5 protein-coding genes are annotated in these 13277 nt (G+C 48.2%); 4 read left to right on the forward strand and 1 reads right to left on the reverse strand.

Annotation, left to right across the window (positions count from 1 at the left end; translation table 11 throughout):
* Nucleotide 1 precedes the first annotated feature (1 nt).
* A complete protein-coding gene (locus BLU99_RS04730) occupies nucleotides 2–1873 on the forward strand; it encodes an alpha-amylase family glycosyl hydrolase (protein WP_091900047.1) in 1872 nt (623 codons plus the stop codon).
* Nucleotides 1874–2003: 130 nt separating this feature from the next.
* A complete protein-coding gene (locus BLU99_RS04735; protein WP_091900048.1) occupies nucleotides 2004–4499 on the forward strand; it encodes a glycosyl hydrolase 115 family protein in 2496 nt (831 codons plus the stop codon).
* A 12-nt stretch (nucleotides 4500–4511) separates the two neighbouring features.
* On the opposite strand, the gene BLU99_RS04740 is transcribed toward BLU99_RS04735, so the two are convergent.
* Complete coding sequence (locus BLU99_RS04740; protein WP_091900049.1) at nucleotides 4512–8498, reverse strand: hybrid sensor histidine kinase/response regulator transcription factor; 3987 nt, start codon at nucleotides 8496–8498, stop codon at nucleotides 4512–4514.
* A 322-nt stretch (nucleotides 8499–8820) separates the two neighbouring features.
* Here BLU99_RS04740 and BLU99_RS04750 point away from each other — a divergent pair, with 322 nt between their 5' ends.
* Nucleotides 8821–10728, forward strand: a complete 1908-nt coding sequence (locus BLU99_RS04750) for a bifunctional carbohydrate acetyl esterase/feruloyl esterase (RefSeq protein WP_255397447.1) — start codon at nucleotides 8821–8823, stop codon at nucleotides 10726–10728.
* Nucleotides 10729–11077: 349 nt separating this feature from the next.
* Nucleotides 11078–13246: a bifunctional endo-1,4-beta-xylanase/feruloyl esterase gene (gene xyn10D/fae1 / locus BLU99_RS04755; RefSeq protein WP_091900052.1), complete on the forward strand. Its 2169-nt coding sequence runs from the start codon at nucleotides 11078–11080 to the stop codon at nucleotides 13244–13246.
* Nucleotides 13247–13277 lie beyond the last annotated feature (31 nt).

Raw genomic sequence — 13277 nt, forward strand, 5'->3', positions numbered from 1 at the left:
TATGAAGAAAATAATAACGATCTGCTTACTTGTAAGCACGACAATGACCATGGCGGCAACTAAGAAGACCTTAGTTGACCACATCGAACCAACTGATTGGTATATAGGAATGAAAAAACCTACGGTACAGCTGATGGTCTATGGTCAAGGTATCCGTGATGTAGCCAGTGTAACTACCGACTATCCGGGAGTAGTCATCGACAGCATTGTTCGCTTAGATTCTCCGAACTACCTGCTTGTCTATATGAACTTGAAGACTGCTCAGCCAGGAACGATGACACTCAACTTTGGCAAGACAAAGGTACAATACCAACTGAAACAGCGTGAAATGAGTGGCGACAAGCGAATGGGATTTTCCAACGCCGACGTACTATATCAACTCATGCCAGACCGTTTTGCACAGAGTGCCAATCATCCAAAACAGATCAAAGGTATGCGTTCCTATGTTGAAGATCGTACAAAGCCATCGCTCCGTCATGGCGGCGATCTGAACGGTATCCGTGAGCATCTTGACTACTTCAATGAACTTGGTGTCACCGCCCTTTGGTTCACCCCCGTTATGGAGAACGACTCTCCCGATAGCGAAGATGGTTTCTCCACTTACCACGGCTATGCCACCACCAATTATTATAAGGTAGATCCGCGCTTCGGTTCCAACGAGGACTACAAGCGTTTTTGCGACGAGGCTCATGCCAAGGGATTGAAGATTGTGATGGACATGATATTCAACCACAGTGGTTTCGAACATCCATGGACCAAGGACATGCCTTCCAAAGACTGGTTGAACGCCCCCGACTGGCTGAACGAGCAACAGCAGAACAAATACCTGCAGACCAGCTACAAGCTGACGCCAATCGTCGATCCCTATGCTTCAGAGGTTGACCTCAAAGAGACAACCGAGGGTTGGTTCGTGCCTTCTATGCCAGATTTAAATCAGCACAATCCACACCTCCTGCGCTACCTTATCCAGAACAGTATGTGGTGGATAGAGACCGTCGGAATCGACGGCATCCGCATGGACACCTATCCTTACGCTTACGCAGATGCCATGGCTCAATGGATGAAAGAAATTAATGAAGAGTATCCCAACTTCAATACTGTAGGCGAGACATGGGTCACAGAGCCAGCTTATACAGCCACCTGGCAGAAAGACTCGAAACTCGCCAAGACTAATTCTTACTTGAAGACGGTGATGGATTTCTCTTTCTACAACAAGTTCAGTCAGGCAAAGGATGAGGAAACCGACGGCTTTGAGAAAGGACTGAACCGTCTTTACTGTTCGTTTGTATACGATTACCTCTACCCCAACCCGTCGAGTGTCATGGCATTTATCGAGAACCACGATACCGACAGATTCCTGGGTGAAGGTCAAGACACTTTGGCCCTAAAACAGGCTCTGGCGCTGCTACTCACCGTGAACCGTATCCCACAGCTCTACTATGGCGTTGAGATACTTATGAACGGTACGAAGAATATCTCAGACGGCTATGTGCGCCAAGACTTCCCTGGCGGATTCCCTGGCGATGAGCGTAATGCCTTTACGCAGGAAGGACGTTCCAAAGCAGAACAGAGCATGTTCACATGGCTGAGTCGTTTGCTTCATTGGCGACAAGGCAATGAGGTCATCTCAAAAGGCAAGCAAACACAGTTCATCCCCTTCAACGGCATATATGTGATAGCTCGCCAATACCAAGGCAAGACGGTGCTCACTGTTCTCAATGGCACATCGAAGCCCGCCACAATGGATGTCAGCCGTTACGCTGAAGCTATCGGCAAGGCGACTCAGGCAATGGATATCCTAACCAACCGACAGTATGATATCTCCAAGAATCTGGAACTCAGGCCACGAGAAAGTTTGATTCTCGAATTCTGATATCACAGCAGGGGTCGTTTCGGCCCCTGCTTTCTTTTGATTTGATACGAATCTTAAAACATCTGATACATATCAAGATATCCTTTTTGTTATTTTCCCATATCTTTGCAGCTAAAAATAACGAAAGATAATGAAAAGGATAAAATCTGGTTTAAGAAAGAAAAGAATACTTGTATACAGTCTTGCTCTTATTCTTTCGCTCCCTATACAGGCTGCTGAGCAATTTATTTCCTATAGTCCCATCAAAGGGGCCATACACCTACAAGACCTGACCATCGGTATAGATGGTCGGGAACATAGTTGCGTACAACTGGCTGCAAAGAACCTGACGATAGACCTTGAACGGGTCACAGGAAGGACGGCTTCATTCCAGGCCAATTCACCAACCATTCTTATTGGAACTGTTGGCATTCACTCGAAGATCGACCAATGGGTAAAGCAAGGACAGCTCCGTAATCTTAAAGGGAAGACTGAGAAATATATCATCAAAACCATTGACGGTCAGCTTGTCATTGCCGGTAGTGATAAGCGGGGCACGGTATATGGCATCTACGAATTGTCACGGCAAATCGGTGTTTCTCCATGGTACTACTGGGCAGATGTTCCTGTAGAGAAACATAATGATCTGTATGTAAGAGACGGGGAATACTCCGACGGAGAGCCTGCTGTGCGCTACCGCGGCCTGTTTCTTAACGATGAGGCTCCGTGTCTCACTTCATGGGTAAAGAACACATTCGGCACCGACTACGGTAATCACCATTTTTATGAGAAGGTCTTTGAACTGATTCTGCGACTAAAGGGGAACTACTTGTGGCCAGCCATGTGGAACTGGGCTTTCTATGCTGACGATCCGGAAAACCTGAAAACCGCCGATGCCATGGGCATTATGATGGGAACCTCACACCACGAGCCGATGGCACGTAACCATCAAGAATACGCACGTGACCGTAAGGGATGGGGCGCATGGAACTATACTACCAATAAACAGAACCTCGACCGATTCTTCCGTGAAGGCATTGAGCGCATGAAAGGCACCGACGATATCATCACCATCGGAATGCGTGGCGACGGGGACGAAGCGATGGGCAACAGCACCGACACCAAGTTACTGGAGACAATCATCGACAACCAGCGTCGTATCATTAAGGAGGTCACTAAGCGTCCCGCAAAGGAGACCCCACAGATATGGGCATTATATAAAGAGGTACAAGACTACTACGATGCTGGTCTGCGAGTACCTGATGACGTGACTGTACTGCTTTGCGATGACAACTGGGGTAACGTACGCCGACTACCTACTGCAGAGGAAAAGAAGCGTAAAGGCGGTTGGGGACTCTACTACCACGTGGACTATGTTGGTGCTCCCCGCAACTCAAAGTGGATTAACGTCACTCCTATACAGAATATGTGGGAACAGTTGCAATTAGCCTACAATGGCGGTATCCAGAAACTCTGGATTCTGAACGTAGGCGATCTGAAGCCGATGGAGTATCCTATCCAGTTGTTCATGGATATGGCATGGAATCCCAGCAAATATAAAGCAGATAATCTGCTTGACCACACCCGCGATTTCTGTGTAGAGAGTTTCGGTGAGGACCAAGCTGAGGAAGCCGCATCAATTCTGAACCTTATCAGCAAATATAACGGCCGCATCACCTCAGAGATGCTTGACGCCTCGACCTACACCACCGATGAGTTTGCACAGGTAGTGAGCGACTATCAGGCATTGGAGACCCGTGCATTACGACAATTCATCACTCTCAAACCCGAATATCGTGACACCTACCGCCAGATTATTCTCTTCCCTGTGCAAGCCATGGGCAATATCTATGACATGTATTATGCACAGGCCATGAATTACCAGTTGGCAGCATTGGATGATCCCGATGCCAACATCTGGGCAGAGCGTTGCCGTCAGGCTTTCCGACGCGACTCCATTCTTAACCTCCAATACAACAAGGAAATCGCTAATGGCAAATGGGATGGAATGATGACACAGAAGCACATCAGTTACACGGATTGGAACGACTGGTTCCCTGCCGACGAATGCCCGAAACTCAAAGAGGTTCCCAGCCCAGAGCAAGGACCGACATTCTGCGCACGTGACGGCTATATCAGCATCGAGGCCGAGCACACCTTCCTGAGAACACAAATGGAAGGTACTGAGTGGACTGTTATTCCCCACATGGGGCGCACACTTAGTGGTATCGCCCTGATGCCTTATACAGCAACCACCGACGAGGCGAGACTGATTTACCGTTTCAAAGTCAAAGGACAAAAGACTGCCAAGGTACACATCATCACCAAGTCGACCCTCGATTTCCTTGACAAAGGAGGTCTCATCTACGATGTATCCTTCGACAACAACCAACCAGTAAGTGTGAACTTCAACAGCAACCTGAACGAGAAACCAGAAAACATCTACACCGTCTACTATCCTACCGTAGCTCGTCGTGTGGTAGAACAGATTGTAGAACTGCCTCTCGATGACAGTCTTGATACACACATCCTTACACTACACCCACAGGATCCCGGTATTGTCTTTGAGAAAATTGTCATCGACTTCGGTGGCTACCAGCCACAGTACCTCTTTGGGAAAGAGTCACCCAAGAGCTACAAGAAGTAGAAGATAAGACTATTAACGGTTCCCGTGCTCCCTCATGTAGTCTCTTGGTGAAACACCATAGAACTTCTTGAAAAGGGTAGAGAACGAAGCCGAATTAGAGAAGCCACAGGCATACATGACCTCCGTGACGTTCACGCCTTGGTTAGCTAGCAGATAAGCGGCTCGCTTCAGACGTATGTTACGGATAAAGTCATGAGGAGTCTGTCCTGTCAGTTCTTTCATCTTACGATGCAGGTGGACACGACTGATACCCACCTCGTCGGCAATCATATCTACACTTAGGTCGGAATCATCAATACGGGCGTTAATCGTTGCCATCACTCGCTCCAGCAACTTCTCATCCGGTGACTTCAACTTCACCTCGTCAAGTTTCTCCTCTAACTGATCGTTACGCTCATACTTCAAACGGAGAAGCTGATGACTATTGATCAGGTTGATGATGGTACGTCGCAGGATATCCATATTGAACGGTTTAACGATATAGGCATCGGCACCTGTCTCCAGACCTTCCAAGCGATCCTCATCACGGTTCTTGGCAGTCAGAAGCACAACAGGCATGATATTCGTAGACGGGTTGGCTTTTAACTTTGAGCAGAGCATGCTTCCATCCATCTCAGGCATCATCACATCACTGAGAACCAGATCAGGTCGCACACGCAGTACTTCCTTCAATGCTTCCACACCATTGGTGCAAGCGCACACATCATAGTCACGACTCAGTTCACTGACAAGATAGTCACGGATCTCATCATCATCTTCCGCCACCACCAACGTGTGTCTCCTACCGCTCTTCTGAGCAATAGCCGAGTCATCATCCATCTGTTCCAGATCTTCAATCTCAATAGAAATACTCTCTGCCATATTGTCGTCCATCTCCACATCCATCTCCTCTGGTTTCAGGTGGGCATTACCCAATGGAATAGAGACAATAAACTCACAACCCTGTTCTAGATTATGTGCAGAGATCGTGCCATGATGCAACTCCACAAGTGAGCGCGTCAGATCAAGACCGATACCCGTTCCCACATTCCGGTCATTGGCTGTTGAAGCCACCTGATAGAATCGCTCGAAAATCTTGTCAATCTTCTCGTCTGGGATCTTCTCACCATTGTCACTGACAGAAATGGTTGCATTCTTCTCATCATGCGTGACACGGATATCTATTTTTCCTCCTGTCGGGGTGAATTTAAAGGCATTTGAAAGGATATTCATAATCACCTTGTCAAAATTCTGCCGATCTAACCATACCGGCAGGGAAGGCGTATCATGCTCATACGTCAGGGTGATTCCCTTCACCTTCGCCTGATGCTCAAAAAGTGCGTAGATATCTCCGACAAAACCCACGAGATTAATTTCCTTCATACGCATCTGCATCTGTCCCTTATCGATCTTACGCAGATCCATCATCTGGTTAATCAGATGGAGAATACGTTCCGCATTTCGTTTGATCGTCTCATAGACACCTTTCTTTCTGAGATCAGTTTCCTCTTTCAGCAAAGACAGCAATGGAGTCATAATCAGTGTCATCGGAGTCCGAATCTCATGACTGATATTCATAAAGAAGCGTAACTTCGCCTCACCCAACTCCTCCGCATGGATATGCTCTTGCAAGCGTAACCGATCTTGCTCCTTCCGTCGACGGTTAACAACATAATACCAGGTTCCTGCTCCCAACGCAAGCAGGTAGAAGAAACAAGCCCATGCCGATCGGTACCAAGGAGCATGCACAACCACCGTGAACATGCGCTCCGGGGTCTCAATATTATTCCGTTCTGCCTTCACACGGAAGCGATAGGTGCCTGGTGACAGATGCGAGAAAGTAATCTCATTAACACCTGGCTGCAAACGAACGAAGGCCTCACCGTTAATACTATACAGATATGTGATATGCTCGGGATTATCATAGGTCAGTGTCGACATCTGGATGGCAAACGAGTTATCATGATAACCTAACTCAAAATTCCGACTGGCGATAACCGTCGTATCCGTCACATGGAACCGGCCAGATTTTGTCGTATTATTAACGACCTCACCATTGATGGTGAATCCCGTCAACTGCACCGTCGCCTCCCATTTACTCTGTGCGATATCCACAGGATTAAACCACGTGAGTCCACCGACGCCACCAAAATACAAAGTTCCCGTGTTCGTCATCCACGACGCGCCATCGGAGAACTCATTGGATTGTAGTCCGTTGTCAATAAAATAACTCTGTATGAGTTCCGTTTTCGGGTCATAGCAATAGAGACCATGGTCTGTGGCCACCCAGAGTTTTCCACGCAGATCCTGCTCAATAGAAGCGATACCATTATCACCAAGTCCTTTTTCCTCCGCAAACTGCGTCAGCGTTCTCTTCTCCAGGTCGTAACAGCAGAGGCCATCATTTGTACCAATCCAGAGTTTTCCCATAAACTCACGGGCTACACGTACTGGTGTTCCATAATTCAGACAGTTTTTGCCAAAGGTACTAAGCCAACTGCCTTTCTCAACATCCAAACAACAGACACCCATTGTTGTTGCCACATAGATACGCCTCTGGTCTGGTGAGATAGACAGTTGCGAGACATAGGCATTGGTCAGACTGTTGACGTTCCTGTTACTTTCCGCATTTCCTTTCACTGGATAGATGACGGTCTTGCCAGTCTGCTGATCCAGCATTAACATGCCGTCTCCCAAAGTTCCTATCCATAGACGGTTCTTATTATCAACCTCAATATCAAAGATACTGAAATTATCCGGGAAGGGGAAATTGTACTTATGATACTGTCCACCATGAGGATCAATCCATCCACCACCATCGTTATATGAGCCAATCCATATTCGCCCTTGAAGGTCTTCGGCAATCGTCATGACCGAAGCGGGGAAGTTATCTTTGTAGTGCCTGACCTGTTGTCTGTCACTACTAAAACAATAAAGGCCATCCTTATCCGTTCCAACCCATAGGCGTTTCTGACTATCAACACAGGTACTGATGACACAGGCCGAGCCAATCATATTACGGGAGCCTTGTTTATAACCCATATAGTTAAAGCCCATCGAAGCACCCGACTGCATGTATAGTCCCTTTTGTAGAAGTCCCAGCCAAATATTACCACTATGGTCCTCCGTGATTGAAGTAACCTTGCTCTTCGACAGATCGACCTCCGTACTATAATACGGATTATCAGTCAGCACTCCTGTCTGAGGATGATAGACTCCAAGTCCCTCACCGTCATAGCCCAATAACAACTCGCCCCTCCGGTTAAAATAGAGTTCCTCAATAGGCTTTGTCCCCACCTGCTCCACACGAACGAAGTCGTTGCCTTTCAACTGGAACAGGCCTGCCTTCGATGTTCCAAGGTAAATCATACCATTAGAACCTTCGCAGACTTTACGGAGAGATGCGTTCATCGGAGCATCCTTGAAGTAAACACGCGACGACTTCCCGTTATCACAGATCAGACCCTGATTACGGGTCACGACCCACAGGTTTCCTTTCTTGTCCTCCATCATCTGCTCAACAGTATGGACACCTTTCAAAGCGCCACCCACCTGATGAGCATTCTTGGCGTTGTCGATCTTCAGCACGCCAAAGCCTGACGTTCCGACCAGTATTTCACCATTACGTCTTTTCAGGAAGCAGGTAATAAAACAATCGATATGTTTACCTCCTAGGTCCTTTACCTCTACCGTCTGAAAGCGATTGCCGTCATACGTCTGAAGAATACCCCACATACCCAGGTAGAATAGTCCCTGATGATCTTGAACAATACAGTTTACGTAATTGCTGGCCATGCCCAAAGCACCACCTTTCTCTTTCTTGTAGATATGGAACTGGTAGCCGTCATACTTATTCAAGCCATTGCGGGTTGCCAACCAGATGAAGCCGTCATTGTCAAGGTAAACCTGACTGGTAAAATTGCTCGACAACTGGTGGTTAGCGTCAAACAACCGCCCCATCTGCGCTGATATTGAAAGTGTCCAAAAAGTGAAGAAAGTTAGTAGAATCTTCCTATCCATATGTATTGGCATGTTTATGATTTCTTGGGCAAAGATAATGTATTTTTCAAAAACCACCAAGGAAATGTTATATATAATTATGTTTATGGCCCACATTTCCCCGCCGATAGAGAGAACCTGTTCACCTTTTGCTCCCTTTTTGCGAAATGAAACACAACAAAAAGAAGTTGTAACATACAGAAAAGGGCACCTCAAAAAAACTATGTAACTTTGCACCCACTTTTCCTTCAGACAAGGAAGACTTCAATAAACCAATAACGAGATGAAAAAATCAATGAGAACCGTGCTAACAATAGCACTTTTAGCGTTGCCGTTTTCAAGGATGACAGCAGCCGTAGACCCTAATTTCTACATTTTCCTTTGTTTCGGGCAATCAAACATGGAGGGAGCTGCACGCCCAGAGGCTCAGGACCTTGCTAGTCCTGGTCCGCGATTCCTGCTGATGCCTGCAGTCGACTTTCCTGAGAAAGGTCGTAAGATGGGCGAATGGTGTGAGGCTTCTGCCCCCCTCTGTCGTCCTAATACCGGACTGACACCTGTCGACTGGTTTGGCCGTACCCTTGTAACTTCACTGCCTGAGAATATAAAAATTGGTGTCATCCATGTGGCCATCGGCGGTATTGACATCAAGGGATTCCTCCCCGACAGCATCCAGAGCTACATCAAGAAGGCTCCACAATGGATGAAGGGCATGCTTGCCGCCTACGACAACAACCCCTACGAGCGTTTGGTCACATTAGCCAAGAAGGCCCAGAAGGACGGTGTTATCAAAGGCATTCTGATGCATCAGGGTGAGACGAACACGGGTGACCCGAAGTGGGCAGGCATGGTGAAGCAGGTATACGACAACCTGTGTGGCGACTTACAGTTGAAGCCAGAAGATGTGCCCCTTTATGCCGGAAATATCGTACAGGCCAACGGCGAGGGCGTATGCATCGGGTGCAAAAAACAGATTGACGATCTACCAAAGACCCTGCATACCTCACAGGTGATTTCCTCAGACGACTGCACCAACGGTCCCGACAAACTGCATTTCGATGCAGCAGGCTATCGTGAGCTGGGTTGCCGTTATGGCGAGGCCGTCGCCCGTTTCTTGGGATACGAGCCAATACGTCCTAAGATGGAGTCAAGCATCAAGAAGATGGAGGTGCCCGCCGATGCTTTCATCGCGGAGACCACCGTTCCAGGCAATCAATTCCCCAAACTCGACAAGGAACGCCGCGGCTACTTCTACCTGAAGGCTCCTGAAGCCAAGAACGTAGTACTCGACATCTGTGACAAGAAATACAACATGCAGAGCGACGGCGAGGGTGGTTGGACCGCCATCACCGATCCGCTGGTAGAGGGTTTCCACTACTACTTCATGAACATTGGCGGTGTGAACTTCATCGACCCAGCCACTGAGACGTTCTTCGGCTGCAACCGCGAAGCAGGTGGTATCGAGGTGCCCGAGGGCAGCGAAGGCGACTACTACCGCCCACAGCAGGGTGTACCCGCTGGACAGGTTCGCAGCATCTACTATTTCAGCAATGAACAACAGGTATGGCGTCACGCCATGGTCTACACCCCTGCCGAATACGACCTGAAGAAAAATGTCAAGAAGCGCTACCCTGTGCTTTATCTGCAGCACGGCATGGGTGAGGACGAGACTGGCTGGAGCAAGCAGGGTCACATGCAACACATCATGGACAACGCCATCGCCAAGGGCGAGGCCGTACCGATGATCGTGGTTATGGAGAGTGGCGACATCAAAGCTCCGTTCGGACAAGGACAGACCATGGAGACTTATGGAAACTCCTTCTATCCAGTTCTTTTGAACGATCTCATCCCCTACATCGACAACAATTTCCGCACGAAGAGCGACCGTGATAACCGTGCCATGGCAGGTTTATCCTGGGGTGGTCACCAGACCTTCGATATCGTGCTTAACAATCTCGACAAGTTCTCTTATCTGGGAACCTTCAGTGGTGCCATCTTCAACCTCGATGTGAAGACCGCCTACGATGGAGTATTCACCAAGGCTGACGAGCTGAACAAGCAGATCCACTACTTCTTCATGATGAGTGGTACGGAGGGCATGGACAAGATGTTTGGTACAGAGAAACTTGTCAAGAGCCTCAACGATCTGGGTGTGAACGCCCACTACTACGAATCGACGGGTACAGCCCACGAATGGCTTACCTGGCGCCGTGGTCTCAACCAGTTCATCCCACATTTGTTCAAGAAGTAAACTAGAGATATAACAACACAGGCGAAATCTACCTATCTGGTTAGATTTCGCCTTTTTTTTATCTCTTCCTCGTGTGAAAAGGGTGCTGTTTTTCGGTTGTTTTTGACTACGAAGATACAAAATCCATGTCTGTTCTATATGTTTTTCGGTTATTATTTACTTTTTTTGATTCTTTTTGAGCACAAGGATCATCTTATTGCGTAGCATCTTACAATTCTCGGATGTTACGATTGCGTCCGCTATGATACAAATAGTAAAGTATATGATACGCTCGAAATAATATTTCTAGAGGAATTGTCGTACCTTTGCGGCTGAATAAAGATATTATAACATAAAACAAATTCTTCAAATGAAAAGACTATTACTCGGACTGACCCTGCTTGTAGCAGGTAGCATGTCCACATTCGCACAATGGCCGCAGCCAGTTGATCCAAATGCGGGAATTGGACTGAAAGATGCCTACAAAGACTATTTCACCATTGGTGTCGCAGTGAACAAGAGAAACATTCAGGATTCTGACCAGATTGCACTCATCAAGAAGAACTTCAACAGCATCACTGCAGAAAATGACATGAAAGTGGGAATGATGCAGCCCAAGGAAGGTGTTTGGAACTTCGGTGCTGCCGACAGCATTGCCAATTTCTGCCGTCAGAACGGTATCAAACTGCGTGGACATAACCTCTGCTGGCATTCTCAGTTTGCCGACTGGATGTTCAAGGACAAGAAGGGCAAGCCCGTCAAGAAAGAGGTATTCTACGAGCGCCTGCGCAAGCATATCCACACAGTGGTAAATCGCTATAAGGACATCATCTATGCATGGGACGTTGTCAACGAAGCCATGGCCGACGACGGTCCTCAGATGTTCTGGCCCAAAGCTAGCCCTTATCGCCAGAGTCAGCTATTCAAGCTCTGCGGCGACGAGTTCATTGCAAAAGCCTTCGAATTCGCCCGCGAGGCTGACCCCGACGTGCTGCTGTTCTACAACGACTACAGTTGCGTGGATCCCGGCAAGCGTGAGCGCATATATAACATGGTAAAGAAGATGTTGGATGCTGGCGTACCCATCGACGGTATCGGTATGCAAGGCCACTATAACATCTATACTCCCGACGAAAAAGAACTCGACAAGACCATCACCCGTTTCAGTGAGTTGGTAAAGCACATCCACATCACAGAGCTCGACCTGCGTACCAACACAGAGAGCGGTGGACAGTTAATATTTGCCCGTGGTGCGGCTAAGCCACAGGCGCCCTACATCGCCACCCTTCAAGAAGACCAGTACAACCGTATCTTCCGTGTTTTCAGAAAGCACAAGGATGTCATCGACAATGTAACATTCTGGAATCTTGGCGATAAGGACTCTTGGCTCGGTCTGAACAACCACCCGCTGCCTTTCGATGAGAACTACAAGCCAAAGGCTTCCTATAGAGTGATCAGAGATTTCGATACAGCCAGCGACAACTTTGTACCAAAAGAGGACTTCGTTCCCAACAAGTGGAACCAACCCGGACAGGAGTACCCACAGGTTAACAGCGAGGGTTATGCTCGTTTCCGCATAGAGGCGCCCGATGCCAAGTCTGTCATCGTCAGTCTCGGTCTTGGTGGCCGTGGCGGTACAGTGCTCCGCAAGGACAAAGACGGTGTATGGACTGGTACTACAGAGGGACCGATGGATCCTGGTTTCCACTACTATCACCTGACGATTGATGGTGGCGTAGTAAACGATCCCGGTACCGGCAACTACTTTGGCTCTTGCCGTTGGGAGAGTGGTATCGAGATTCCCGCACCCGACCAAGATTTCTACGCCTGTCGTACCGATATTCCTCACGGGAACATCCAGAAGATCCTTTTCTATTCAAAGAGTCTTGGCAAGATGCAGGAGGCAACCGTATATCTGCCCAATGGATACGGCAAGCTCGTGAAGGGCAAGCAGGAACGCTATCCTGTTCTCTACCTGCAGCACGGATGGGGTGAGAACGAGACCAGTTGGCCCGTACAGGGTTGTGCCGGTCTGATCATGGACAACCTGATCGCAGAAGGCAAGATTAAGCCCTTCATCATCGTGATGGCCTATGGTCTGACCAATGACATCAAGTTTGGTACCATCGGCAAGTTCGATGCCAAAGAGTTTGAGACCCTGCTTGTCGATGAGCTCGTACCTTTCATTGACAAAAACTACCTCACCAAAGCTGATAAATGGAATCGTGCCATGGCCGGTCTGTCAATGGGTGGTGTTGAGACGAAACTCATCACACTGCGCCGTCCGGAGGTATTCGGCTACTGGGGTCTGCTCAGCGGTGGTCAGTATGCTCCCGAGGAGATCAATGACACGAAACAGGTACGTCTGATCTTCGAGAGCTGTGGTTCAAAGGAGTTCCCCGACGGCATCAACAAGTCGGTTGAGGCACTCAAAGCCGCAGGTTACAATGCTGTAGGATTTGTGTCGGAAGGCACCGCCCATGAGTTCCTGACCTGGCGTCGTAGCCTTCGTGAGATGGCTCCCCTGCTCTTCAAATAAGAATCAGAACACCTGACGATGAAGATTATAA

This window comes from Prevotella sp. lc2012 (assembly GCF_900107065.1).
GTDB lineage: Bacteria > Bacteroidota > Bacteroidia > Bacteroidales > Bacteroidaceae > Prevotella.

Excerpts from the sequence above, each read along its gene's own strand:
- BLU99_RS04735 (WP_091900048.1), top strand. The coding sequence starts at position 2,004 with ATGAAAAGGATAAAATCTGGTTTAAGAAAGAAAAGAATACTTGTATAC.
- BLU99_RS04750 (WP_255397447.1), top strand. The coding sequence starts at position 8,821 with ATGACAGCAGCCGTAGACCCTAATTTCTACATTTTCCTTTGTTTCGGG.
- BLU99_RS04740 (WP_091900049.1), bottom strand. The coding sequence starts at position 8,498 with ATGGATAGGAAGATTCTACTAACTTTCTTCACTTTTTGGACACTTTCA.
- xyn10D/fae1 (WP_091900052.1), top strand. The coding sequence starts at position 11,078 with ATGAAAAGACTATTACTCGGACTGACCCTGCTTGTAGCAGGTAGCATG.
- BLU99_RS04730 (WP_091900047.1), top strand. The coding sequence starts at position 2 with ATGAAGAAAATAATAACGATCTGCTTACTTGTAAGCACGACAATGACC.